Genomic DNA, 25,056 nt, shown 5'->3' on the forward strand with positions numbered 1-25,056 from the left:
AAGAACGCGGCCACCGCCGCGTCAGTCGTTGGCGGGCTTGCCACCGGGCTGCAGGACGTCGGCCAGAGTCGATTTCACGACCTTGATCTTCACGCCCTGTGCGATTTCGACATCGACGAAATCATCGTCGACGCGCGTGATCTTGCCGACGATACCACCGCCCGTCACCACCTGGTCGCGCGGCTTCACCGCCGCAACCTTGGCGCGATGTTCCTTCGCGCGAACCTGCTGCGGGCGGATCAGGAAGAACCAGAAAACCGCGAAGATCAGCAGATAGGGCACCAGCATCAGGAAACCGGCAGCCCCGCCGCCCGATCCGGCCGCCTGGGTCAGAAGCAATTGCGTCGACATGAGTGAAAAACTTTCCGTTGGTAGGCAGCGCCCATTCCCCTCCGGAACCGGCGCGCAAATATGGCGCGGCGCCTATCACGCAGGGGCCTTGCGCGCAACCGGTCGTGCGCGCGCCTTCCCCCTTGGCAAGCAGGCTCGAAATGGGAATGATGCCCGGCATATCAACCCCGCGATGCCGATCATGACAATAACCGGCCATCGCCGCTTGCATCGCCCGCCAACCCGCGCTAGGGGCCTCGCCTGCCCAATCGGGCCGGTCGGGACGTAGCGCAGCCTGGTAGCGCATCACACTGGGGGTGTGGGGGTCGGAGGTTCGAATCCTCTCGTCCCGACCAATTTAACTGATAATCTGACAGGATTCTGACAGGATAGCGCGCTATGGGTGGGCCGGCGCACCGCTGGCGACGCCCGTCATCTACGCGCGGATCGCGCCTACGGAAAGCGAAGGATATGCAGGCAGGCCTTCTGATCGTTGCCGCCGCATTCCTGACCTCCATCCTTTCGGGCATTTTCGGCATGGCCGGCGGCCTTGTTTTCATGGGCGCGCTCGCATGGATCCTGCCGGTGACAACCGCGCTTGCACTCCACGGTGTGATCCAGTTCGCGTCGAATCTGTGGCGTGTCATACTCCATCGCGCGCATGTCGCATGGCCCGTCCTTTTATGGTTCGGGCTCGGCGCCGCCGCTTCGATCGGCTTTTTCTCGCTGGTCATCTTCACCCCGACGAAATTCTACGTCTTCCTCGGGCTTGGGCTGATGCCGATCCTCGTCTGGCTTCCCGAACGCTGGCTGGCGCTCGACGCGACCAATCGCTGGCACGCGCTCGGTGGCGGCTTCGTTTCGACGGGGCTCGCTCTCGTCTCGGGCGTGTCGGGGCCGGTGACCGACCTGCTCTTCATCCATACGAAGTTGAACCGATATCAGGTCGTCGCCACAAAGGCCGTCATGCAGGCGATCGGCCACGCATCGAAAATCCTCGTCTATGGCGCCCTTCTGCTCAGCGCCTCGGCCCAAGAGATTGTCCCACTGTCCGTCACCGCCATCGCGGTTTTCGCATCGATGGCGGGAATCATGGTCGGCGGCGCCATCCTCGACCGCATCAGCGACGCACATTTCCGCTCCAGTCGCCGCTGGATCGTCACGATCATCGGCGCGACCTTTCTGTTCCAGGCGATCCAGATCGCGCTTGCTTGATCCCCGGCTCGCGCCCGAGATACGGGTATGACAGCGAATCGCGAAACAGCCACCATCCGCATCGTCGACATGCACACCGCGGGCGAACCTGTCCGCATCGTCGAAGCCGGCTACCCGCCACTCATCGGCAACACGATCCTAGAAAAACGGCGCGACGCACAGACGCGCTTCGACCATCTGCGTACCATGCTGATGCTGGAACCGCGCGGCCATGACGGCATGTACGGCGTGATCCCGACCGAGCCCAGCGCGGCGGACGCCGATCTGGCCGTGCTGTTCACGCACCAGGAGGGCTACAGCACCATGTGCGGCCACGCGACGATCGCGATCGGCCGCTGGGCGGTCGACACCGGGCGCGTGAGGCTCGTCGACGGCAAGGCCGGCTTCGAACTTGAGGCACCCTGCGGCGTCATCGGCGTCGAAGTAGAGGCCGGTGAAGACGGCATCGCCCGCGTCGCGTTTCAGAGCGTCGAATCCTTCGCCAACGCGTTCGACCGGACCATCGACGCCCCCGGGCTCGGCTCGGTCCGTGTCGATATCGCTTTCGGCGGCGCCTTCTATGCTATCCTGCCTGCAAGCCGCATTGGCCTGTCGCTGATGGAAACCCCACTAACGGAACTCGTGCACGCGGCGACCGCAATTACCGAAACGATCCGCGCCGGCGCGCCGATTATCCATCCGATCGAAGCCGATCTCGGCTTCCTTTATGGCACGATCCTGACCGACGATGTGGCGCTCGGCGCGCACGGTGGCCAGCCCAGCTATAATCTTTGTATTTTCGCCGACGGGCAGATCGACCGCTCGCCCACAGGCAGCGGGGTGACGGCGCGCATCGCGCTCGCAGCCGCAAAGGGCGAGATGACGATCGGCGACAGCTGCGAAATCCGCGGCGTGTCGGGCGAGGGCTTCACCGGAACGCTCGCCGCAATGACCGGAACCGGCCTCGCAGCCATGTCGCGCGTTCGGGTCAGCGGTCAGGCCTGGTATTCGGGACGGAGCGAAATGATCGCGGAGCCCGGCGACCGCTTCGGTGCAGGCTTCGCGCTCCCGCGCCGGCTTGCCGACCTGACCGTACCGGACTGAGGTTCCGCACCGGCCGCATTACTATTTGGCGCCGCGCGATGCTGGTCAGGATCGGCGATCGCATCTAGGAGCGCCCGCATGGAATTCGCGCCCGAAATCTTTGCCTTCCTGATCGCCGTTGCCTTTCTCGCCGGAACGGTCGACGCGATGGCGGGCGGCGGCGGCCTCCTCAGCATTCCCGCGCTGATGGCGGCAGGCGTCCCGCCGGTATCCGCGCTTGCGACCAACAAGCTGCAAAGCTCGATCGGCACCGCATCGGCCTTTCTGACCTTCTGGCGCGAAGGGCATGTTGATATTCGCCGGTTCGCCGTGCCCGCGGCAAGCGCCTTCGCTGGCTCGGTACTCGGCGCAACCGCGGTGCAATATGTCCGCTCCGACTTCCTTGCCGCGCTCGTCCCGCTGCTCCTGATCGCGATGGGGCTCTATTTCCTGCTCGCACCATCGATGAGCAGCGTCGATCGCCACGCACGTGTCGGCCCCCTCGGGATCACCCTGATCGTCGCGGCGCTCGGCTTCTACGACGGTTTTTTCGGTCCCGGCACTGGCTCTTTCCTGACGCTGACGCTTGTCGCGCTCGGCGGGCTCGGGCTCGTTCGCGCCATCGGCAACACGAAGTTCCTCAATCTCGCGACCAACATCGCCGGCCTGCTCGCAATGATCGTCGGCGGCCATGTCCTATGGCTGCTTGGCCTGTCGATGGCCGCCGCCAATGTCGCGGGCAATCAGCTCGGCGCGCGGCTCGCGATCCGCTTTGGCGGACGCGGGGTTCGGCCCTTGCTTGTCGTCATGTCCTTTGCTCTGACCGCCAAGCTGCTCGCCGACCCCGCCAATCCGCTCTGGACGCTCCTTTAGGGCTGCTCGTTCTCCTCGGGCGGGGGCGGCATCGCCCGCGCCTTTTGCCGCGCTTCCATTTCGGCCTTGTCGATCACGCCATCACCGTTGGCGTCGAGATACTTGAAAAAGGCGTCGACCTGTTCGGGGGAAGCGAGCGTCGGATCTCCCTGACGCTGCGCGCGCATCTCGGCCATCTTGGTGATTTCGGCCTTGTCCAGCTTGCCGTCGCCATTCGCGTCGATCATCGCAAACATGCGCCCACCATCGTGCGGCGGCTGCGCTGCACAAATGGCCGGAACCGCCAGCCCGAAGCCTGCGGCGAGCATCGTCAATTTCTTCATTCCATGTCCTTCGGTCATATCGGCAACAGCGCCGGGACGCCCCGGAGCGGACATGCCAGCCCGTATGTCGCAAAACTATGCCAGCACCTTCGGCTCGTCACGGTTTCAGCACGACCTTGCCCACAACCTCGCGCCGCTCGATCATCGCAAAGCCTTCGCGCCAGTCGGCAAGGTCTAGCGCGGCATGGACGTGCGGCCGGATTCTCCCCGCCGCCGCCAGCGCGTCGATCGCTGCGACATTCTCCGCGCCGCGCTCGGGAAAGCGCCGACCATATTCGCCGGCCCGCACGCCGACCACCGAAAAGCCCTTGATCAGCGGCATATTCACCGACACCTCCGGGATGCGCCCCGAAGTGAAGCCGACGACAAGCAGGCGACCGCCGAACGCGATGCAGCGCGTCGATTCATCGAAGATGTCGCCGCCAACCGGGTCGAAGATCACGTCGGCCCCCTTGCCGCCGGTCAGCGCCTTCACCTCGTCGCGAAACCCCGGCTCGGCCGAAATAACGGCGTCGGGTGCGTAATGCCGCGCAATCGCATCGCGCTTTTCCGCGCTGCTCGCGACCGCGATCACGCGCGCGCCCAAAGCTTTCGCCAGGTCCACGGTCGCCAGCCCAACCCCGCCCGCAGCGCCGTGCACCAGCACCCACTCGCCGGGCTCGACCTGCGCGCAGCGAATAAGCGCGACATAGGCGGTCAGATAGGCGACCGGATAAGCCGCCGCCTCGTCCCAGCCCAATGCGCCGGGTTTCGCACGCAGCACCTCCTCCGGCACCACGACATATTCGGCCATCGCGCCGAAACGATTGCCGCCGACGACCGCGTCGCCCGCCGCCCAATCGGAAACCCCCTTGCCCACTGCGTCCACTTCACCCGAAAATTCGAGCCCGGAGACGAAGGGCAGGTCGGGCTTCAACTGATAGCCGCCGCCTGTCATCAACAGGTCGGGAAAGTTGATCGCTGCCGCGCGCACCCGCACGCGGACTTCCCCGGCTCCAGGCTCCGGTATCGGCAAATCTGCAAGCGCAACGCCGGCATGATCGGGAAGCAATTCTCGAACCTCGATTGCCCGCATCGGCAAAATCCCTTTCCTACAATATTCCAATATGGTTCGTTTTACTCGTTCAATCAACCATAGGAGCGAATCATGCCACGACCGGATCCATCGACATGCGCCGCCGACGCCTTGATCGATGCCGTCATCGACCGCGAAGGTCGATATGTAAACCACCCAGCCGATCGCGGCGGCCCCACCTGCTGGGGCATAACCGAAGCGGTCGCGCGGGCGCAGGGCTATGCGGGCCCGATGCGCGACCTGCCGCGCGGCGAGGCCGCGGGCATCTATCGCCGCCTCTACTGGCTGCGTCCCGGCTTCGACAGGGTGGCACTCCGCGCTGCGAAAATCGCCGCCGAACTTTTCGACACCGGCGTCAACATGGGCACCGGCACAGCCGCCGGCTTCCTTCAGCGCGCGCTCAACGCACTCAATCGCGCCGCGCGCGACTATCCCGATATCGCGGTCGACCGCGAAATCGGGCCGCGCACGCTATCGGCGCTTGACGGTTTTCTGAAAGCACGCGGCAAGGGCGGCGAGATCGTCCTGCTCCGCGCGATGGAGGCGCTGCAGGGCGAACGCTACATCGCGCTCGCCGAACGCCGCCCGAGCCAGGAGGCCTTTCTCTACGGCTGGCTGGCCAACCGCGTCGGCGAGAACTGACGTCGACAGACATGTGAATCACGAATGAAGTTCCGCAGTTTTCCAAGCAAAAAGGAGAAGCGACATGAGCATTATCGAAGGCCTGATCGGCCCTATCGCCAAGCTGATCGACAAGATCATCCCCGACCCCGAGGCGCGCGACCGCGCCAAGCTCGAACTCCTGAAAATGGAGGGCAGTCAGGAAATGGAAGCGATACGCACACAGATGACCGCGATCGTCGCCGAGGCGAACAGCACCGACCCCTGGACCAGCCGTGCACGGCCCAGCTTCCTCTATGTCATGTATGCCCTGTTGCTCTGGGCGATCCCGATGGGCCTGATCGCCGCGGCACGGCCCGAAATGGCGAAGGGTATCGCCGACGGCATGAACGCCTATCTCGCGGGCATTCCGGAGTCGCTCTACGCGCTCTTCGGGACGGGGTATCTGGGGTACACGGCGGCGCGTGCGTGGGGCAAAGCGAAGGGAGTCGAAGGCTAAGCCTCGACCACCCCCGCCAGATTGGCGAGCGAGCTATTCAACCCCTCGACATGATCCTTCGCCGAGATACCCGGCGGCACGTGATGCGCGTCGATCGTGACCAGCGTGCCGCCGCTCTGCCGCGACAGATACCAGTGCATTTCCATCGTCCCCGAAAAACGCGGGTCGTCGGACTCGAATTCGACCTGCCATACCACCAGCCGCCCGTCGTCGAGTATCGGGATATAGACTTCCACGACATCGCTGTCGTCGTCGCTCTTGGTCTCGACATCGGCGTCGTCGAAGGTAAGCCGCATCAAAAAGCCGCCGCCGGCGCGCAGGTCGACATGCTCGAACGTCCCCGTCGCCCCTTCGGGCGGCAACCATCGCGCAAGCTTCGCTGCGCTCGTGAACGCCGCGAAGACATCGACCAACGGCGCCGCGATCAGCCTTTCGGCATGATCGGTGCGCCGCGTCTTCTTTGTCGGTTTCAAGCGAGCGCCGCTTTGACGGCCGCCACGGCATCGTTCGCCGCGCCGCCGTCAGGGCCGCCGCCTTGCGCCATGTCGGGCCGCCCGCCGCCGCCCTGCCCGCCGAGCGCCGCGACCGCAGCCTTGACCAGGTCGACCGCGCTGACGCTACCAGTCTTGTCGTCGGTTACGCCGACCGCGACCGAGGCGCGTCCGTCATTGACCGCGACCAGCATGGCGACGCCGCTGCCGACCTGTTTCTTGAGGCCATCGACCGTACCGCGCAATTCCTTGGGATCGAGCCCGTCGACGACCTGCGCTATGAAGGCCACATCGCCGATCTGCTCGATTGCGGGCCCCGCAGCAGCGCCGCCGCCACCGCCCATCGCCAGTGCCTTCTTCGCGTCGGCCAGCTCGCGCTCGGCCTTCTTGAGTTGCTCGGCAAGCGCTGCAACGCGCGCCGGCACGTCGTCGGGCGCGGTCTTGAGCGCGGCGGCGGCGGCTTTCAACGCTTCGTCGCGACCATTGAGCCAGATGCGCGCCGCCTCGCCGGTCAGCGCCTCGATGCGTCGGACGCCGGAGGAAACGGCACTTTCGCTAACGATCTTGAATAGGGCGATGTCACCCAGCGCGCGAACATGCGTCCCGCCGCAAAGCTCGACCGAATAATGATGATCGTCGGCCGCCCCCATCGAGAGCACGCGCACTTCGTCGCCGTATTTCTCGCCGAACAGCGCGAGCGCGCCCGCCGCGACGGCATCGTCGGGCGTCATCAGCCGCGTCGATACCGCATCGTTGCCGCGAATCTGTGCGTTCACATCAGCCTCGATCTGCGCGATCTCATCGGCGCTCAGCGCCTTGGGGTGCGAGAAGTCGAAGCGGAAGCGATCCTCGGCAACAAGGCTCCCCTTCTGCGTCACATGTCCGCCCAGACGATTGCGCAGCGCCGCGTGCAGCAGGTGCGTCGCGCTGTGATTTGCGCGGATCCGGTCCCGCCGCGCGGCATCGACGGTGAGTTGCACCGTGTCGCCAACCTTCAGCGTCCCCGCCTCGAGCTTTGCCTGATGCGTATGCAGGCGGCCGAGCGGCTTGCCCGTGTCACTGACCGACGCCTTGGCGCCCTCCAGCGTCGCGATCGTGCCGGCGTCGCCCATCTGGCCGCCGCTCTCGCCATAAAAGGGCGTCTGGTTGGTGAGCACGGTGACTTCGTCGCCCGCCCTGGCTTCGTCGACCGGCTTGCCGTCCTTGACGAGGCCAATGATGGTCGCCTCGCCAGCCGTCGAAGTATAGCCGGTGAATTCGGTGCTGCCGTTGGTTTCGGCCAGGTCGAACCAGATTTCGTCCGACGCCTTTTCGCCGCTGCCCTTCCACGCCGCGCGTGCCGCCGCCTTTTGCTGCGCCATCGCCCCATCGAAACCCGCACGATCGACCGCAATATCCGCGGCGCGCAGGGCGTCTTCGGTCAGGTCATAGGGGAAGCCGTATGTGTCATAGAGTTTGAACGCGACCTCGCCCGGCAGCGTATCGCCCTTGCCCATGCCGACGGTCGCTTCGTCGAGCAAACGCAGGCCATTCTGCAACGTCTGGCGGAACTTGGTTTCCTCACGCTCCAGCGTCTCTGCGATCAGCGGCTGCGCACGGATAAGTTCGGGATAGGCGGCCCCCATTTCGGCGGTCAGCGACGGCAGCAGCCGGTGCATCAAAGGATCCTTGGCGCCGAGCAGGTGCGCATGGCGCATGGCGCGGCGCATGATCCGGCGCAGCACATAGCCGCGCCCTTCGTTCGACGGCAGCACGCCATCGGCGACAAGAAAGCTCGATGCACGAAGGTGATCGGCGATAACGCGGTGGCTCGCCTGCGTTGCCCCCTCTGCGGGCACGCCCGTCAGGTCCACCGACGCCGCGATCAACGCCTTGAACGTGTCGGTATCATAATTGTCGTGGACACCCTGCAACACCGCCGCGACGCGCTCCAGCCCCATGCCGGTGTCGATACTCGGGCGCGGCAGGTCGACGCGCTCGCCGCCCGGCATCTGCTCATATTGCATGAACACCAGATTCCAGATCTCGACGAACCGGTCGCCATCCTCTTGCGGAGAGCCCGGCGGACCGCCCCAGATATGATCGCCATGGTCATAAAAGATTTCGCTGCACGGCCCGCACGGCCCCGTGTCGCCCATCGACCAGAAATTGTCGCTCGTCGGAATGCGGATGATGCGCTCTTCGGGCAGGCCCGCGATCTTCTTCCACAGGTCGAACGCTTCGTCGTCGGTATGATAGACGGTCGCGGTCAGCTTCTCGGGCTTAAGGCCCCAAGTCTTGGTGATCAGCGTCCAGGCATGCTCGATCGCCTGTTCCTTGAAATAGTCGCCGAAGGAAAAATTCCCCAGCATTTCAAAGAAGGTATGATGCCGTGCGGTATAGCCGACATTGTCGAGGTCGTTATGCTTGCCGCCTGCGCGGACGCACTTTTGCGACGAGGCCGCGCGGCTATAAGGACGCTTCTCCAGCCCGGTGAAGATATTCTTGAATGGAACCATGCCCGCGTTGACGAACATCAGCGTCGGGTCATTATACGGCACCAGCGGCGCCGACGGCTCGATATGATGCTGTGCCTCCCCGAAATAGTCGAGGAAAGAGCGGCGAATGTCGTTGGTCGATGTCATGCCCGCGATCTAGTGCGGCGCGGCGCGTTTCTCAAGCAAGATACGCGCCGCGCCCTTCGCCTAGCGCTGACAGAGTCGGTTGAGTTCTTCGTCGCTATAGCCAGCGTCGTCGATCAGCGATTGCGAGATGTAACGCACATCATATTGCGAGATCTGATATTCGCCCTCGCGCACGCGATAAAGCAAGATACCGCCGCAGGTTCCAGCGATCCCGGGATGCGAGCTCAACACCGCGAAATAGGCATAGGCGCCCGGATAGGCGGCGTCGGGCGGATTGTTCAACCAGCCGTCGAGCCGCACCGAAAATTCGCCGGTCCCCGTTTGGTGCATCTTTGCCTCGTCGCTGAACCGCTTCATCTCGGCTGCGGTCGCCTCAAGCTGCGGATCCATCAACTTCGCCAGCAATGCGCTATTGCCCGCGTCGAGATTGTCGACGAAGCGCTGCGCGAAACGCGTCGCCGAGGTTGTGTCAGCGGCGCTCGCTTTCCAATCAGCCGGAACGGGCTTGTACGGATCGGTCGCCGGATCGTAACAGGTGAAGGCCTGCCGGAAGTCCGTGATGACCGTGACGCCGCGCTCGACGTCGATCCGGTTGTCGAAAAAATAGCGGCCAAAGCGGACCTTCTTGGCTCCGCAGCGTTGCCCGGCAAGCACCTTGATGCGGTCGACGACCGGATCATATTGGTCTGCATCGATCTTCGCCACGGTCGCTGCATACCCCTTTCCGGGCACCGCATCGACCTTGATTGCAGGCAAGGGTTGCGCGGACGCCATAAGCGCCGCGAGAATAATGGCCGTCATGTAAAAACCCCCAACGATTCCTTCGAACCGCGACCCTATGCCGCAAAGGTCGAAGATTCCCTTCGCGACACGTGGCCATCCTGTTGGGGAGAGCGCACCGATGCAAGCTTAATTCTTCGCAGTCTCAGAAGTTTGTCGCGATCCCCTTGCCCAGGTAACAGGGCAGTTGCCGCAGCACATCGGCCTTGGGCACGCCGTCTTCGATCAGGTCGGCCGGGACTTCGGACGTGTCGGTGCGCACAACCGTCCAGCCGTCCACCGGCGTGGCGCGATGGACGACGACATAGCCGCAATCCATTGTTCCGTCCTTGCGATCGCCGCGAAAATCGAACGCCGCATAGAGCCCGGCGGGCTGTCCCGCGGGATCAAGATACCAGCTCAGGCGCAGCGGCCGTATCTGTCCGTCGGCCCACAGCGTCGCCCGCTTGCGCAGATTCATTTCCCATTCGAGCCGCGGGTTCGACGCCTGGAACGATAGCCGCAGCATCGCATAAGCGGCGGCAAAATCGCGTTTCTCCAGCGCGAGCGTATATTCGGCGAACCGGTCGATCGCCCCTTCTTCGTCGGACGGCGACGGCTTGAACGCGCGGTCTTCGGGCGCGACGATCTCGCGTTCGAACTCCGGCGCGAGCGTCGGCGGCGCCGCGATTGCGGCAGGCATAACGGCGATCAGTGCCGCGCCAAAAAGAAAAGCACGGCCTCGAAAATCAATAGCCATAATAGGCGCCACCCTTTTCGCGTGCGCGGCGCCATGCCGGACGATCGTGGCAGGCGTTCACAAAGGCCGCGAGCTTGGGGTAGCGCGGCGCCATCCCCTGCATGATAGCGATTTCCGCGGGGAAGCTCAGCATGATGTCGGCGGCGGAAAGGCTGTCGCCGACGAAATGGCCGCTCTCGCCGACACGGCTTTCCATATAGGCGAAGTGCGAATCGAGTTGCTGCGAAATCCGCGGCTCGATCGGCGCAGCGGCTTCGCCAAGGCGTGCGGTATAGATGCGCAACAGGATCGGCGTCATCGCCGACCCCTCGGCGAAATGCAGCCACTCAAGGTGACTGATATGATCGTCGGTCCCACGTTCGGGAACCAGATGTCCGCCACCATGCCGCTCGCACAGATATTCGGTAATCGCGCCCGATTCGGTCACGACGCGGCCGTCATCCTCGATCACCGGCGACTTGCCGAGCGGATGAACTGCGAGCAATTCAGGCGGCGCAAGGTTGGTCACCGGGTCGCGATCATAATATTTGACCTCATAGGGCGCGCTGATTTCCTCGAGCAGCCACAGGATGCGCTGCGAGCGACTGTTGTTCAGATGGTGGACGATCAGGCTCATGGACATGCTCCTCTGGACATTCAGGTACGGTACGGCCCGTTGCGGTCGATCAGTGCCGCAAGTTCGCGCACCAGCTTGGCACCCAAAATTGCGGTGACATCGCCGATATCGCGGCCGGGGTGAAGTTCGACGATATCGGCGCCGACGATAGGCGAGGTTTGTTTGTGCAGCACGGCCAGTACCTCGCGCACCGTGAGCCCGCCAGGTTCCGGGTGCGCGACGCCCGGCGCCACCGACGGGTCAAGACCGTCGAGATCGATCGAAATATAGAGCGGCCCTTCGAGGACCGGCACCATATCCGGGGTAAAACCCGCCATCGGGATGATCTCGACGCCAAAGCGCGCCGCCTGCTCGCGGCAATGGGCGTTGAGCGTACGGATACCGACCTGCACCAGCCTTTTGACATATCCCGCCTCGCAAATGCGGGCGAAAGGCGATGCGTGGCTGCGTGGATTTCCGGCGAAATCATCGTAGAGATCGGGGTGCGCGTCGAAATGGAGGATCGTCACCGGCCCATGGCAAGCCGCCGCGGCCTCGACGAGCGGAAAGGTCACGGCATGGTCGCCGCCGAGGGCGAGCGGAACTTCACCATCTTCGCGCACATAGGCGATGTGGCGCCGGATCGCGGCGTCGTCCTGCGCGGTGTCTTCGGTCAGCGACAGGTCGCCGTCGTCGGTGAGCGCGATGTCGGTGCCGATCTCGGGACCGAGTTCGCTCGCCATATTGCCGCGGTCGCTCCACAGCGCCGCGCGGATCGCGGCGGGGCCGGCGGCGGCGCCGCGTTCGAAGCTGCTGTTGATGTCGGTGGGCAAGCCGAAGAGGCGGATCGCGGGCATGCGCCGCTTGTAGCCGCTGGCAAGGGCGGCGCAAGGATCAACGGCGGGCGGGCCGACCTGCAGGGGAGAGGGAATGCAGGCACCCCAATGGGGCAAGGAGGGGGCTGGAGGCCCGCCGCCGTTAGCCGGCCGGTCCGCCGAAGCGAACCGGCCGGAGGACTATCAATTGTCGTCGTCGCCCTCGTCGTCGGGGCCGGCCATCATTTCCTCGGCCACCGCGTCGGTGCGGCTGCGAATCGCGGCTTCGAGCCGTTCGCGCAGTTCGGGATTTTCGGTCAGGAAATTCTTCGCATTTTCGCGGCCCTGACCGATACGGATCGAGTCATAGCTGAACCAGGCGCCCGATTTTTCGACGAGCCCGGCCTTGACGCCGATATCGAGGATTTCGCCGATCTTGGAAATGCCCTGCCCGTACATGATGTCGAATTCGACCTGTTTGAACGGCGGCGCGACCTTGTTCTTGACGACTTTGACGCGCGTGGTGTTGCCGACGATCTCGTCGCCATTCTTGATCTGGCCGGTGCGGCGGATGTCGAGGCGGACCGAAGCGTAGAATTTGAGTGCGTTACCGCCGGTCGTGGTTTCAGGGTTGCCGTACATCACGCCGATTTTCATGCGAAGCTGGTTGATGAAGATCACCATGCAGCGCGAACGGCTGATCGAACCGGTGAGCTTGCGCAGCGACTGCGACATCAGACGCGCCTGCAGGCCGACGTGGCTGTCGCCCATCTCGCCCTCGATTTCGGCGCGCGGAACGAGCGCGGCGACCGAGTCGACGACGAGCACGTCGATCGCGTTCGATCGTACAAGGGTATCGACGATTTCGAGCGCCTGCTCGCCCGTGTCGGGCTGCGACACGATGAGTTCGTCGATGTTGACGCCGAGCTTGCGGGCATAGACGGGGTCGAGCGCATGTTCGGCGTCGACGAAGGCGACGGTGCCGCCCGTTTTCTGCGCTTCGGCGAGCGTGTGCAGCGCGAGCGTCGTCTTGCCCGAGCTTTCGGGACCATAGATTTCGATGACGCGGCCGCGCGGCAAACCGCCGACGCCGAGCGCGATGTCGAGGCCGAGCGAGCCGGTCGAGATCGCCTCGACCTGCATGGCTTCCTTCGAGCCCAATTTCATTACCGAGCCCTTGCCGAACGCGCGATCGATCTGCGCGAGCGCGGCGTCGAGCGCCTTCTGCCTGTCCGTGTTGTTCACTGATTTCCCCGATTCGACGAGTGACAATTGTCCGGCCATGACCGTCCCTTTCCAGCTCTAGAGCGACAGCAGAAGCATCGCAACGCCGGAACTATGTACCACATTTGTTCTCAGTGAACAAGCGGGGAACAAAATTAAATGGAACGGGAAGAAAATGCCCCTATTCCGCCGAAAAATCCTTCAGCGCCGCTTCGATGTCACTGATCCGGAACGGCTTGGTGATCAGCTTGCGATGCGCATGCGCGGGCGGAATGACGTCGCCTCCGCCCGAGGTGAAAGCGAAGGGAATGCCGCGTTCGGCAAGCGCGTCGGCGACCGGCCAGCCCTTTTCGTCCCCAAGGTTGATATCGACCAGCGCGCCGCCGAGAGGTTCGCCGGAAATGAAGGCGAGCGCTTCCTCGTTCGTGGTCGCCTGCGCGGGTTCGGGCAGGTCGAGCGCGTCGAACATATCGGCGAGCATCATGCCGATCAGCACATCATCCTCGACGAGCAGGATGCGTTGATCACTCGCCATTGGACACCCGATGCGCGGCATCGTCGAGCGCGGCCGAAGTCGCCTCGGCGAGCTGCGCGACAGAGAAGGGCTTTGGCAGGAAAGCGACATTGTCGATGTCGATCGACTGGCGCAGCTGCTCCTCGGCATAGCCCGACATGAACAGGACGGGCAGACCGGGTCGCTTGGCGCGCATGGCGCGCACCATCGCCGGACCGTCCATCGTCGGCATGACAACATCGCTGATGATCAAATCGATCTTCTCCATTTGCGCGAAACGTTCGAGCCCTTCTTCACCCTGCGCGGCGGTGACGACGTTATAACCCGCACGGGTCAGCGCGCGTTCCGCAACCGCGCGCACCATATCCTCATCCTCGACGAGCAGGATCGTTCCGGTGCCCCATTGGCTCTTCTTGGGCTTGACCGGCGGCGGCACGACGACGGGCGCCTCGCCTTCGGCGCGATGGACGGGCAGATAGATCGAAAAGCTCGTCCCCTCCCCCAGCTTGCTGTCGGCAAAGATGAACCCCGCCGACTGCTTGATGATCCCGTAAACCGTCGACAGCCCGAGCCCGGTACCCTTGCCGACATCCTTCGTCGTGAAGAAGGGTTCGAAAATCTTGGGCAGCACATCGGGCGGAATACCGGTTCCGGTATCGCTGACCTTGAGCGCGCAATAATCGGCCGGCGGCATGAATTCATTGCCCATTTGCCGCACGTCGGCGGCGGACACGGGGAAGGTTTCCATGGTCAGCGTCCCGCCGCCGGGCATCGCATCGCGCGCGTTTACCGCGAGATTGATGATCACCTGCTCGAGCTGGCCGGGGTCGGCGCGCACCGCGCCCAAACCGCGGCCATGATGCACCGACAATTGCACCGTTTCGCCGATCAGCCGCTTCAGGAGGTGCGACACCTCCGAAATCACGTCGGGCAGCTGGAGGATCTGCGGGCGCAGCGTCTGTTGCCGCGAAAAGGCAAGCAATTGCCGCGTCAGGCTGGCGGCACGGTTGGCGTTGCTACGAATCTGCTGGATATCGTCATAGTCGCTGTCGCCCGGCGTATGGCGCATCAGCATCAGGTCGCACGCGCCGAGAACGGCGGTCAGGATATTGTTGAAGTCGTGCGCGACGCCGCCCGCGAGCTGACCGACCGCCTGCATTTTCGAGGCCTGCGCGACCTGGCGTTTGAGCCGCGACTCCTCGCTCGAATCCTTGAGGCTGAGCAGCACCGCCGCCTCGCCGAGTCCGCGCACACCGACGACGCGCATCGACACCGGCTCGCCGCTCTGCCCCGCGAGGCGGATCGAAAGATCGCCCCCGACCTGTTGTCCGCTGCTGTGGCGGCGGATCATGTCGGACAGCGCGCCCTTGTCCTCTCCGACGACGATGTCGCCGGGGTAGCGCGGCATCTTGCCCTCGGGCAGGCTCGCAGCGCGGACAAAGGCGCGGTTCATATAGAGAAAGCGCCCGTCGCGATCGACCATGGCGAGCCCGAAAGGCAGCAGCGAGAGCAAAGTTTCGACGTAGGTTTGCGCGGTGCCGCGATCGGTCGGCCCCATTTCCTCGTCGAGCATCGCGAGCAGCATCGGCGTGTTGCTGTCGGCGGACGCGAGCGGGATCTGGATCAATCGCACGGGGGTCGCGCGATCACCTTCGCGCGCAAAATATAGCGCCCCGGCATCGTCGAGCCGGATCATCGGCGCGACGTCGCGGCCAGCATAGTGGCGCGCATCATCCTCGCCCAGCGCGCGAAGCAGGAAGGCCTGATTGGCGACGCGCAAGCGTCCCTCGGCGCTGACGAGCGCGGCCATTACCCCTGCATGACCGAGCGTGCGGCCGGCGGGACCGTCGAGATGACGGATGATTTCGGCAACGAGGTCGAGCCGTTCGAGCGCCGAAAAGCGCCAGACCAGATAATCGTCCGACTGCCCCGCCCGCGTCACCTGCGCACGCAATTGCAGCGGCCCCACGGCGAGGTCGTCGGCATAACCCTCGCCATCGCGCCACGCGATACGACCGGCATTCTTGAGCGTTTCGGCCCCGCGTCCTTCCAGCGGCAGGCCGGGCGGCGTCACGAAGCCATTGAACCATGTTCCGAAAAGATCGTTGGCGCAGACCATCCGCCCGCCGCGATCGGTGACCGCGATCGCGACATCGTCGTGATTCACCGCCTGCCGCAGCATCGTCCAGTCGGGTGCGACCGCTTCGCCGGTCACCGCCGCCGGAAACAACCGGCGCGCGAGCAGCACCCCGCCCGCCGATACAGCGAGCCCCGCCAGGAAGCCCGCCGCCAGGATCATATTGCCCGTCGCCCAGAACAGCAACGCGGCGGACAGCAAGGCGAGCCCGCCGAGTGCCGCCTTGTCGACCTGCGACAGGCCCGCCGGCGCCGCCAAGGGTCCGGCGGAACCCGCCCCCCTGATGACATCACCATCAGCGGAGGGCAGGCTTTGCACGGTCAACGGCTATCTTTCCTGATTGTGCATCACCAGATGCGGACGCGGTCCTTCGGTGCCAGATAGAGCTTCTGACCCTGCTTGATCTGATAGGCTTTATACCAAGGGTCAAGATTGCGCGAGACCCAAGTCCGCTGGATCGACGGCGAATGCGGATCGGTCGTGATACGCTGCGACAGATTCTGCTCGCGGTAGTTGCGCCGCCACACCTGCGCCCAGCCGAGGAAGAAGCGCTGGTCGCCGGTCAGGCCATCGATCACCGGCGCTTCCTTGCCGCCGAGCGACGCCTTGTACGCGTCATAGGCGATCGTCAGGCCGGCAAGGTCGCCGATATTCTCGCCCAGCGTAAACTTGCCGTCGAGATGCTCGCCGGGCAGGATTTCATAGGCGTTATATTGCGCGATCAAAGCCTGGCCCGCCGCCTCGAACGCCTTCACATCCTCCGGCGTCCACCAGTCGGCAAGCTTTCCGGTCTCGTCATATTTCGCGCCCTGGTCGTCGAAATGGTGGCTGACCTCATGCCCGATCACCGCGCCGATGCCGCCATAGTTGACCGCGGCGTCGGCATGCGGATCGAAGAAGGGCGGCTGGAGGATCGCGGCGGGGAAGACGATCTCGTTCATGCCGAAATTGGCATAGGCGTTGATCGTCATCGGGGTCATGAACCATTCCCAGCGACGGATCGGGCCGCCGAGATGACCGATATTGTCGTCATGTGCGAACTGGTTCGAACGAAGCGCATTGCCGAACAGGTCGTCGGCGCGGATTTCCAGCGTGCCATAATCCTTCCACTGATCGGGATAGCCGATCTTCGTGGTGAAATTGGCGAGTTTCTTCCGTGCCTTGACCTTCGTCGCCGGCTGCATCCATGTCAGGCCGTCGATACGGCGGCCCATCGCGCCGAGGACGTTCTTGACCAGTTCGTCCATCGCCGCCTTGGTTTCGGGCGGGAAATATTTCGCGACATAATCCTTGCCGACCGCGTCGCCGAGATTGCCCGTGGTGAAGTCCACGCCGCGTTTCCACCGCTCTTCCATCTGCGGGGTACCCGACAGGGCGGTGCTGTAGAAAGAGAAGGCTTCCTTTGCGACCGCATCGGGCAGAACGCCCGAGAAGCTGTCGAGGCTGCGCACGATCAGCATGTCGCGGATCACCGCGATCGGCGCGTCGGCAAGCAGCTTCGCTTCGCCCGTGAAGGCGCTCGGCTGCGATACGATCAGCGTGTCTTCCTTGACCCCGATGCCGCGGATGAAGGTCGACCAGTCGAAGCCCGGCGCGGCCTTGGCAAGCTCCGCGACCGTCATCTTGTTATAGGCTTTGACCGCGTCGCTGCTGTCGTTCTTGTCCCAGTGGACGGTCGCGACCTGCTTTTCGAAATCATAGATCGCCTTGGCGCGCGCCGGGGCATTGGCTTCGCCCGCCAGCGTCAGGACATTTTCGAGATGCTTGAGATAGGCCGCCTGCAGCGACGTGTTGCGCTCATTTTCCTTCAGGTAGAAATCGCGGTCGGGCATGCCGATGCCGCCCTGGAAGATGATATAGGTATAGACGTCGGGATTCTTGTCGTCCTGCCCGACATAGCCGCCGAAGAAATGCTGGACGCCGCTGCGATCGGCTTCGGCGAGCAGCGCCGCGAGGCCCGACTTTTCGACGGCGCGGATCTTGTTCAGCCACGGCTGGATTGGCGCGAGCCCCTTGGCCTCGACCGTCGCCGAATCGAGATAGGAGGCATAGGCGCGGCCGATCATGCTGTTCGGGTCACCCTTCGCGACATCGAGGATCTCACGCGTGCGCGTCTGCGACAGGTCGCCCAGCGCGGTGAACATGCCATAGTTCGACTTGTCGTCCGGAATCTTCGTGTTCTTCGCCCAGGCGCCGTTGGCATAGGTGTAGAAATCGTCGCCCGGCTGGACGCTCTTGTCCATGCCCGTCAGGTCGAAACCGAAATCGCCGATTTCGGGTTTGGCGGCGGCGGTAGCGGTAGCGGGCACCGACTTTTCCTGTGCGACGGCTGGAACGGCGGCGAGCATCAGCGCGCCAAGCGCGGCGGTCGCCATCAGGCGCGAAGAAATATGCAGAGTCATGATATTCCCCAGTATTCAATATGAAGCGGAAATCCGCACCGCGCAGATGCGGCGCAGATTAGCGATGGGACAGCTATACGCTTGCGGCTTGAGCGTTCAACCGGCGGCTGTGTCGCTGGTCGATGACTCATGTCGTTGGTCGCGCGCGCGGCGAATCTTGCGGCGCCAGCGGAGGCGAATCCAATTGTCCCAGATGACCGACGCGAGGATATAGCCGACCACCGCCGACGCGACGGAGATCACGAACAGGCCGGCCAGTCCGCCCAGCAGCGCGGTGCCCGCATTGGCGGTGAACCAATGCCACCATTCGACCAGCGAGGCGCCTTCGTCATAGAGGATATAGAGGTTCGACACGTTGGTGTGCATGCCGAACAGCGCACTGCCCAGCCACACTGACGCGGCAAGGATCAACGGGGTCGTCACCGGATTGGACAGGAAGGTCATCGCCGCGCCGATCGGGATGTTGGCGCGGAACGGCAGCGCGAGCAGCGCGACGCCCAATATCTGCACCCCCGGAATCAGGAAGAAAATGCCGACGAACAGCCCGAGCGCGGTGCCGCGCCGCACCGACGTGCGCGTGAAGCGCCACAAATGGCTGTGCGCGACCCTATGGGCGAACGGCCTGATGAAGCGGCTTTCGAGAAGTTCCTCGCGGCTCGGGGAGTTGCGGCGGATCCAGTTCATCACCGCCGCCTTGTCCTTCGGCTTGCCCCTGCTCATCCGCGGTCCTTCATCAACCGCTGCTTGTCACGTTTCCAGTCGCGTTCCTTGATCGACTCCCGCTTGTCGTGCGCCTTCTTGCCCTTGGCGATCGCGAGTTCGACCTTGGCGCGGCCGCGGCTGTTGAAATAGATGGAGAGCGGGACAAGCGTCATTCCCTGCCGCGCGACCGCGGCGTGCATCTTGTTGATCTCGCGGCCACTGAGCAGCAGCTTGCGCGGGCGCTTGGGTTCATGATTGTGCCGGTTGCCGTGGCTGAATTCGGGGATATTGCTGTTCACCAGCCACACCTCGTGCCCCTTTACCTCGGCATAACTCTCCGCAATCGTGCCTTCGCCAAAGCGCAGCGACTTGACCTCGGTCCCCTGCAACGCAATCCCCGCCTCGAACACCTCATCGATGGCAAAGTCGAACCGCGCGCGCCGGTTTTCGGCGACGACTTTCTTCTTGTCGAATTCGGCGGCGGACTGCGGACGGGCCATTACGAAACCTAGATTACTCCAGCCGCGGACAGCGCGGCATCGACGGCGGCGCGCGACGCGTCGTTCGCCTCAATGATAGGTAAGCGCACTTCGGGCGAAAACCAGTCATGCACGCGCGACAGCGCATATTTTACAGGTCCTGGCGAGGTGTCGGAGAACATCGCATTGTGCAGATCGAACAAACGCTCGTGCAACGTCCGCGCACGTGTCCACTCGTTCGCGGCGCAGGCGGCGGCGAAATCGGCGCAGAGCCGCGGCGCGACATTGGCGGTGACCGAGATGCAACCGGCACCGCCCATGACGGCATGCGCCAGCCAGAGGTCGTCGTTACCCGAAAGCTGGCAAAAGTCGGCGCCAGCACCGGCGCGGTGCGCAGTCACCCGCGCAAGGTCGCCGCTCGCATCCTTGATCGCGACGATACTCGGGATTTCGGCGAGCTTGCAAAGCGTCTCGGCGCTGATGTCGGCGACGGTGCGGCCGGGGACGTTATAGACGACGATCGGCAGGTCGCTGGCGTCGGCGAGTGCCTTGAAATGCGCGATCATCCCGTCCTGGCTCGGGCGGTTGTAATAGGGCGCGACGATCAGCGCCGCGGCCGCGCCCGACGCCTGTGCATGACGCATGTGGCGGATCGCTGTCGCGGTGTCGTTCGACCCGCAACCCGCAATCACCGGCACGCGCCCGGCCGCTGCCTCAAGGCAGGTATCGATCACCTGATAATGTTCGTCGAAGCCGAGCGTCGGGCTTTCGCCGGTCGTTCCGCACGGGACCAGCGCACTGGTGCCTTCTTTGATCTGCCAATCGACAAGACGCGCGAAGGTCGGCGCGTCGAACGCCCCATCGCGAAATGGCGTCACCAAAGCGGGAATCGAACCCGAAAACATGCTCCGCTCCTTTACAATACCCCGCTCTGACCGATAGAATCCGGCCAGCGCGCCGCTATTGGACGTCTATTCAGCGCCCCGCAAGGAGTTTGGCATTACTATGGCCGGTATGATTTCGCTGACCCGTATCTCCCGCCTCGCGCTCGCCGCGGCCCTTCTCCTTCCCACGGCTGCCCACGCCAGCGAACTGACCCCCGAGCAAATGGCCTGGTATCGCGCCCAGATGGGACTGGCGGCGACATCGGGCCCGCCACCTTCGACCAGCCCGGTCGGCGATGCGGTGATGGAATGGCGGCGGCTGTCGGCGAACACCGGGGCCTCTTTCGACCAGCTTTCGCGCTTCCTGATGGCGAACAAGGGCTGGCCCGACAACGACAAGATGCGCACGCGCGCGGAAAAATCGATCTCGCTCGACAGCTACGATCCGCAGCGTACCCTCGCCTATTTCCAGGCCTATCCGCCGCAGACCGCAAGCGGGCACCTTCGCTATGCGCTCGCGCTCAACGCGTCGGGGCGCCGCGAGGACGCCGCCGCAGCGGTTCGCCGCGCGTGGACGAGCGGCCCGCTCGACGATTATGAGACCAGCCGCGCGCTCGGCATGTTCCCCGGTGCGATCACGCCCGCCGACCATGATGCGCGCATGGACCGGTTGCTCTGGCTCGGCGCCACCTCGGCTGCAAGCCGCCAGCTCGCCTACACGTCGCCCGACAAGCGGAGCGTTTTTGCCGCTAGGCTCGCGATGCGCAACGCATCGGTCGACGCCGCTTTTCAGGCCTCGGCGGTCGAAAGCGCGAACCCGTCGCTGACGCGCACCGACGCAGGCTATATCACCGACAAGGCAACCTGGCTGCGCAAGGCAGGCCGCGTCGGCGAAGCCCGCTCGCTGCTCGCAGCGCCGCGCTCGCTCGCAAAGGCGCCAACCGACCCCGAGGAATGGCTCGAAACGCTGCTCACCAACGCGCGGCAGGCGAGCGATGGCGGCGACAAGTCGACCGCCTACAATATCGCACGTCAGCTCGACGACGCCTTCCCGGCCGGGACGGTGATCCGCGAAACGCCGCTGGGCGTGCGCGACGATTACACGTCGCTCGCCTGGCTCGCCGGACAACTGGCATATCGCGATCTCCGTCGCCCCGCCGAAGCGGTGCGGCTGTATCGCGCCTATGGCGAGGCCGCCCGCTCGGCGCAGACGCGCACCAAGGGCTTTTACTGGGCCGGCCGCGCCGCGCTCGCCGCCGGAAATTCCAGCACCGCGAACGCGCATTTCGCCGACGCGGCGCAGCATTATGACCAGTTTTACGGCCAGTTGGCGCTGGAGCGGCTCAATCGCCCGCAGCCCAAGCCGACGCCCGACCCCACCATCCAGGTCAGCAACGACGAACGGCGCGCGTTCGAGGACGACCGGCTGGTGCGCGCCGCAAGGGCGCTCGGCGAAATCGGCGCATGGCGCGAGCAGTCGCTGTTCCTGCGCGCGCTCGCGCAAAAAGCGACGTCGCCCGCTGACCATGTTCTTGCCGGCAAGCTCGCGTCGCAGATCGGGCGCCCCGACCTCGGCGTGATGATCGGCCGCAGCGCGCAGGCGAACAGCCTCGACGCGGTCGAAGTGTCGGGTTTCCCGACCGTCCGCGTCCCCGCAGGGCATGAAAGCAACTGGACCTTCATCCATGCGATCACCCGGCAGGAAAGCCAGTTCGATCGCGCCGCGGTCAGCCACGCCGGCGCGCGCGGCATGATGCAGCTGATGCCCGGCACCGCGCGCGAAGTCGCGGGCAAGCTTGGCATGAGTTATGATGCGGGGTCGCTGACCACCGACACCAATTATAACATGATGCTGGGATCGACCTATTTCCAGCAGATGCTGCGCTATTTCGGCGGCAGCTATCCGCTGGCGGTCGCGGCGTACAACGCCGGCCCGGGCAATGTGAACAAATGGCTGCGTGCCAATGGCGATCCGCGCGGCGGCGGGATCGAAATGATCGACTGGATCGAGGCGATCCCGATCTTCGAGACGCGCAATTACGTCCAGCGCGTGCTAGAAAATGCCGTCGTCTACGACACGCTTCGCGATGGCAGCGGATCGCGGTCACAGGCGCCGCTGAGCTTCTACCTCGGCAAGCGCACGCCCGGCTGACGCTTCTCGTGGCGGGGGAAAAGACGAACATCATCAGCCCGGTGGGCTATGCCGCGCTGCGCGCCGAATATGACGCGTTGCTGGGCGACGAGCGCCCCAAGCTGGTCGAGGTGATCAGCTGGGCGGCGGGCAATGGCGACCGCAGCGAGAATGGCGATTATATCTATGGCCGCAAGCGGCTGCGCGAGATCGACCGGCGGCTGGGCTTTCTCGCCCGCCGAATGAAGGCGGCCCGCGTCGTCGATCCCGCCGAGCAGCCCGACAAGAGCCGCATCTGGTTCGGCGCCACCGTCGAGCTTGCCGACGACGACGATGCCCGCCGCATCGTCACGCTCGTCGGCGACGACGAGGCCGAGGCGGGCGAAGGCCGGATCGGCTGGAACAGCCCCCTCGCCCGCGCGCTGCGCGGCGCCGCGATCGGTGATTTGCGCACAGTGCAGCTCCCTGCCGGACCCAAGGAATGGGAAATCATGGCGGTCAGATATCCGGCCAATTGATCCTGTTCGCTAACGACCGGTTGCAGCCGCTCGCTCTTTCATTGAGAATGCTCCATGAAACATGTGAAAGGCGCCGCTGACATGAAACGCATCTTAATAATGTGCGGTATCATTGTGTCGTTGGCGGGGTGCAACAGGGAACCTCACGCCGCGCCATCGACACCACGTTATGTTGTTCTCAGCATCACGGAGTTTACGGGAGGGAAGATCCCAGGCGCGGTGCGTTGCAAAGATGGCAAAGGAAATTACCTTCCTGATCCTGCTGGTCTATGCCTCCCTTCAGCACCCATTTTGGCGGATGCGGTTTGGCATTGCGGCGCAGATATAGTGACGATTGACCGCTCTTGGACGCACGTAGATTATGTGTATTTCCCGATCTATGCTCGGTCAGAGGCTCCGTCGAGCTTGGAAGTGGTTCGTTGCGTCCAGCAAGGAGTGGGATTTTCGTTCTCAGCAGCGATCGCTCCGATCGGGAAAGACGGCTGGCCGCCGAGTGCACTCGACGGGGACGAAGCCCCGTTTGCCAGCCTCTATTCGCCCAAGAAGTCACAGTCCTTGTAAGCTATAACCTCCGGCCTTTGAGAAACTCGGTCGATATGACCGCTTACCACCCCTAAGCCGCCAAGGCTCGGTGCAACGTTGTGCGCACAATCACCGACGTCCGCTGGACGCCGCGCTAGTAAATGATAATCTGGCTGCGACGGGTGGGAGTATCATAATGCGAAGCATGGGATTGATTGCCGCATTTATGCTTGGCGGCGTTGCACATGCGGCGCCTGCGCGCGAGCCGATGCAGCCGATATCCGACGCGATATTGAACGACTGGCTCGAGATGGGCGAGGAGATCGAAACGCGGGTCGATGGCGACCTCAACGGCGATGGCGACCCCGACACGGCCTATGTCGTCGCGAGCCCCGACGCACGAACACTCCACGTCCAGTTGAGCTACCGCGCCGAATTCGACTTGGGGCACCAGCCGGCCGGCAGCTTCAAGCTCGAGCCCGATCGGCTGGGCCCTGCCGGGCTCTCGATCAGCAAGGGCGTGCTGACGATCCGCGACCTGACCGGCGGTACGACCGCATTGTCGGCAATCTACCGTTATCGTGCCGCAACGACGAAAGATGGTCCGCGAATGCGCCTGATCGGGCTCGATGCCACGGTCTACAGCCGCACCTATGCCCATGACGGGAATGAGATGAGCTGGAATGTCGCGACCGGCGATACGATCACGACCTTGCTGAAGATCACCGGGACCGGCGAAGATCGCGCCTACGACAAGCTCTACACGCGCAAGTTCACGCGTCCGGTTCGGACGATCTATATGGAGGACACACCGGGCGCCGAGGAAGAGCTCGTCTCCGTCACCAAAGCGAAATAATGCCTGTCAGGGCTGCAACAGCGCCGGAATGATCCAGATCGCGGACAGGACGATAATCACCGCGATCAGCGAAAAAGCCAGCACATAGCGGACATTATGCCCCTTTACGCCGCTGCTCGCCTCGGTCTCGGTTACCTCGACATGATCATCGACGACTTTCATGGCTCGTCTCCTTTTCTGGTCCGCCTAATACGCGGCCCGTCGCGGCGCGGTTCCCGCGCGGCCTTTGGGGAGAGAGTGCCAGAGGGTCTGTAAGCCGGGTTCTGTCCACCCCTTTTGACGGGGGATAGGCGATCATTCCTCTAGGCGGACGGTTACCCGAACGCTCAAGCAGTCAACCCGGACGGCTGGGCCGGAATCAGCCCTGGATAAATCCGTACCGTCCCTATTCGACCTTGCTCCCGGTGGGGTTTGCCGTGCCGCGTCCGTTACCGTCCGCGCGGTGCGCTCTTACCGCACCCTTTCACCTTTCGCCGGGCCGAAGCCTTTGGCGGTCTGCTCTCTGTGGCACTTTCCCTGAACCTGGCCAAAGCCCGATCCGCCGGACGTTATCCGGCACCGTGATTTCCGTGGAGCCCGGACTTTCCTCCCCCTTCTTGCGAAAGCGGCGATCGCCCGACCCTCTGGCGCATCCTTTATAGCAAG

At 64.0% G+C, this 25,056-nt stretch carries 25 protein-coding genes, 1 tRNA gene and 1 other RNA gene; 9 read left to right on the plus strand and 18 right to left on the minus strand.

Annotation, left to right across the window (positions count from 1 at the left end):
- Positions 1 to 21 precede the first annotated feature (21 nt).
- Complete coding sequence (gene yajC / locus BLW56_RS00455) at positions 22 to 351, minus strand: preprotein translocase subunit YajC (RefSeq protein ID WP_052182143.1); 330 nt, start codon at positions 349 to 351, stop codon at positions 22 to 24.
- A gap of 258 nt (positions 352 to 609) precedes the next feature.
- Between yajC and BLW56_RS00460 the strand changes: the two genes are divergently transcribed.
- The 4 genes from BLW56_RS00460 to BLW56_RS00475 all read left to right on the plus strand — a co-directional run bounded on the left by BLW56_RS00460 (position 610) and on the right by BLW56_RS00475 (position 3,480).
- Positions 610 to 686, plus strand: a tRNA-Pro gene (locus BLW56_RS00460).
- A 115-nt stretch (positions 687 to 801) separates the two neighbouring features.
- A complete protein-coding gene (locus BLW56_RS00465) occupies positions 802 to 1,545 on the plus strand; it encodes a sulfite exporter TauE/SafE family protein (RefSeq protein WP_177175743.1) in 744 nt (247 codons plus the stop codon).
- Between the two features lie 27 nt (positions 1,546 to 1,572).
- A complete protein-coding gene (locus BLW56_RS00470) occupies positions 1,573 to 2,628 on the plus strand; it encodes a proline racemase family protein (protein WP_093508731.1) in 1,056 nt (351 codons plus the stop codon).
- A 78-nt stretch (positions 2,629 to 2,706) separates the two neighbouring features.
- Positions 2,707 to 3,480 carry a TSUP family transporter gene (locus tag BLW56_RS00475; RefSeq protein ID WP_093508732.1) on the plus strand — a complete coding sequence of 258 codons (774 nt, stop codon included), beginning with the start codon at positions 2,707 to 2,709 and terminating at the stop codon, positions 3,478 to 3,480.
- On the opposite strand, the gene BLW56_RS00480 is transcribed toward BLW56_RS00475, so the two are convergent.
- Positions 3,477 to 3,803, minus strand: a complete 327-nt coding sequence (locus BLW56_RS00480; RefSeq protein WP_177175744.1) for an EF-hand domain-containing protein — start codon at positions 3,801 to 3,803, stop codon at positions 3,477 to 3,479. The two genes, BLW56_RS00475 and BLW56_RS00480, sit on opposite strands and share 4 nt — an antisense overlap.
- A gap of 97 nt (positions 3,804 to 3,900) precedes the next feature.
- A complete protein-coding gene (locus BLW56_RS00485; RefSeq protein ID WP_093508734.1) occupies positions 3,901 to 4,878 on the minus strand; it encodes an NADPH:quinone oxidoreductase family protein in 978 nt (325 codons plus the stop codon).
- A gap of 72 nt (positions 4,879 to 4,950) precedes the next feature.
- Between BLW56_RS00485 and BLW56_RS00490 the strand changes: the two genes are divergently transcribed.
- Both BLW56_RS00490 and BLW56_RS00495 read left to right on the plus strand, forming a co-directional pair.
- On the plus strand, positions 4,951 to 5,520 hold the full coding sequence (locus BLW56_RS00490; protein ID WP_093508735.1) for a glycoside hydrolase family 108 protein: 570 nt from the start codon (positions 4,951 to 4,953) through the stop codon (positions 5,518 to 5,520).
- A gap of 64 nt (positions 5,521 to 5,584) precedes the next feature.
- Positions 5,585 to 5,998 (plus strand): holin family protein, encoded by a 414-nt coding sequence (locus BLW56_RS00495; protein WP_093508736.1) that lies wholly within the window; start codon positions 5,585 to 5,587, stop codon positions 5,996 to 5,998.
- On the opposite strand, the gene BLW56_RS00500 is transcribed toward BLW56_RS00495, so the two are convergent.
- The 13 genes from BLW56_RS00500 to dapA form a co-directional block, all read right to left on the minus strand.
- Positions 5,995 to 6,471 (minus strand): SRPBCC family protein, encoded by a 477-nt coding sequence (locus BLW56_RS00500; protein WP_093508737.1) that lies wholly within the window; start codon positions 6,469 to 6,471, stop codon positions 5,995 to 5,997. The two genes, BLW56_RS00495 and BLW56_RS00500, sit on opposite strands and share 4 nt — an antisense overlap.
- Positions 6,468 to 9,113 (minus strand): alanine--tRNA ligase, encoded by a 2,646-nt coding sequence (gene alaS / locus BLW56_RS00505; RefSeq protein ID WP_093508738.1) that lies wholly within the window; start codon positions 9,111 to 9,113, stop codon positions 6,468 to 6,470. The genes BLW56_RS00500 and alaS overlap by 4 nt, the downstream gene beginning before the upstream one ends.
- Positions 9,114 to 9,173: 60 nt before the next feature.
- Positions 9,174 to 9,914: a hypothetical protein gene (locus tag BLW56_RS00510; protein WP_093508739.1), complete on the minus strand. Its 741-nt coding sequence runs from the start codon at positions 9,912 to 9,914 to the stop codon at positions 9,174 to 9,176.
- Between the two features lie 124 nt (positions 9,915 to 10,038).
- Positions 10,039 to 10,575 (minus strand): hypothetical protein, encoded by a 537-nt coding sequence (locus BLW56_RS00515; RefSeq protein ID WP_256203238.1) that lies wholly within the window; start codon positions 10,573 to 10,575, stop codon positions 10,039 to 10,041.
- 46 nt (positions 10,576 to 10,621) lie between these two features.
- On the minus strand, positions 10,622 to 11,248 hold the full coding sequence (locus BLW56_RS00520) for a glutathione S-transferase family protein (RefSeq protein ID WP_093508741.1): 627 nt from the start codon (positions 11,246 to 11,248) through the stop codon (positions 10,622 to 10,624).
- Positions 11,249 to 11,268: 20 nt separating this feature from the next.
- Positions 11,269 to 12,084: an agmatinase gene (gene speB / locus BLW56_RS00525; protein WP_093508742.1), complete on the minus strand. Its 816-nt coding sequence runs from the start codon at positions 12,082 to 12,084 to the stop codon at positions 11,269 to 11,271.
- A gap of 162 nt (positions 12,085 to 12,246) precedes the next feature.
- Positions 12,247 to 13,326 (minus strand): recombinase RecA, encoded by a 1,080-nt coding sequence (gene recA, locus BLW56_RS00530; protein WP_093508743.1) that lies wholly within the window; start codon positions 13,324 to 13,326, stop codon positions 12,247 to 12,249.
- 121 nt (positions 13,327 to 13,447) lie between these two features.
- Positions 13,448 to 13,801 (minus strand): response regulator, encoded by a 354-nt coding sequence (locus BLW56_RS00535; RefSeq protein ID WP_093508744.1) that lies wholly within the window; start codon positions 13,799 to 13,801, stop codon positions 13,448 to 13,450.
- Positions 13,791 to 16,175, minus strand: a complete 2,385-nt coding sequence (locus tag BLW56_RS00540; protein WP_256203239.1) for a hybrid sensor histidine kinase/response regulator — start codon at positions 16,173 to 16,175, stop codon at positions 13,791 to 13,793. The genes BLW56_RS00535 and BLW56_RS00540 overlap by 11 nt, the downstream gene beginning before the upstream one ends.
- Before the next feature lie 89 nt (positions 16,176 to 16,264).
- A complete protein-coding gene (locus BLW56_RS00545) occupies positions 16,265 to 18,319 on the minus strand; it encodes a M13 family metallopeptidase (RefSeq protein ID WP_093508745.1) in 2,055 nt (684 codons plus the stop codon).
- A 96-nt stretch (positions 18,320 to 18,415) separates the two neighbouring features.
- On the minus strand, positions 18,416 to 19,039 hold the full coding sequence (locus BLW56_RS00550; RefSeq protein ID WP_093508746.1) for a DUF2062 domain-containing protein: 624 nt from the start codon (positions 19,037 to 19,039) through the stop codon (positions 18,416 to 18,418).
- Positions 19,036 to 19,521, minus strand: coding sequence for an SsrA-binding protein SmpB (smpB, locus tag BLW56_RS00555; protein WP_058536096.1), 486 nt, complete (start codon positions 19,519 to 19,521; stop codon positions 19,036 to 19,038). The genes BLW56_RS00550 and smpB overlap by 4 nt, the downstream gene beginning before the upstream one ends.
- An 8-nt stretch (positions 19,522 to 19,529) precedes the next feature.
- Positions 19,530 to 20,405: a 4-hydroxy-tetrahydrodipicolinate synthase gene (dapA, locus tag BLW56_RS00560; RefSeq protein ID WP_093508747.1), complete on the minus strand. Its 876-nt coding sequence runs from the start codon at positions 20,403 to 20,405 to the stop codon at positions 19,530 to 19,532.
- Between the two features lie 100 nt (positions 20,406 to 20,505).
- Here dapA and BLW56_RS00565 point away from each other — a divergent pair, with 100 nt between their 5' ends.
- The 3 genes from BLW56_RS00565 to BLW56_RS00575 all read left to right on the plus strand — a co-directional run bounded on the left by BLW56_RS00565 (position 20,506) and on the right by BLW56_RS00575 (position 24,411).
- Positions 20,506 to 22,536: a lytic transglycosylase domain-containing protein gene (locus tag BLW56_RS00565; RefSeq protein WP_093508748.1), complete on the plus strand. Its 2,031-nt coding sequence runs from the start codon at positions 20,506 to 20,508 to the stop codon at positions 22,534 to 22,536.
- 8 nt (positions 22,537 to 22,544) lie between these two features.
- Positions 22,545 to 23,033 (plus strand): transcription elongation factor GreB, encoded by a 489-nt coding sequence (greB, locus tag BLW56_RS00570; protein ID WP_093508749.1) that lies wholly within the window; start codon positions 22,545 to 22,547, stop codon positions 23,031 to 23,033.
- 718 nt (positions 23,034 to 23,751) lie between these two features.
- Positions 23,752 to 24,411 carry a hypothetical protein gene (locus BLW56_RS00575; protein ID WP_143043318.1) on the plus strand — a complete coding sequence of 220 codons (660 nt, stop codon included), beginning with the start codon at positions 23,752 to 23,754 and terminating at the stop codon, positions 24,409 to 24,411.
- Between the two features lie 6 nt (positions 24,412 to 24,417).
- Here BLW56_RS00575 and BLW56_RS20485 read toward each other — a convergent pair whose 3' ends face one another.
- Together BLW56_RS20485 and rnpB are read right to left on the minus strand one after the other, a co-directional pair.
- Positions 24,418 to 24,573: a hypothetical protein gene (locus tag BLW56_RS20485; RefSeq protein ID WP_177175745.1), complete on the minus strand. Its 156-nt coding sequence runs from the start codon at positions 24,571 to 24,573 to the stop codon at positions 24,418 to 24,420.
- A gap of 74 nt (positions 24,574 to 24,647) precedes the next feature.
- Positions 24,648 to 25,038: RNase P RNA component class A (gene rnpB / locus BLW56_RS00580), an RNA gene on the minus strand.
- Positions 25,039 to 25,056: the final 18 nt, after the last annotated feature.

This window comes from Sphingopyxis sp. YR583 (assembly GCF_900108295.1).
Lineage (GTDB): Bacteria > Pseudomonadota > Alphaproteobacteria > Sphingomonadales > Sphingomonadaceae > Sphingopyxis.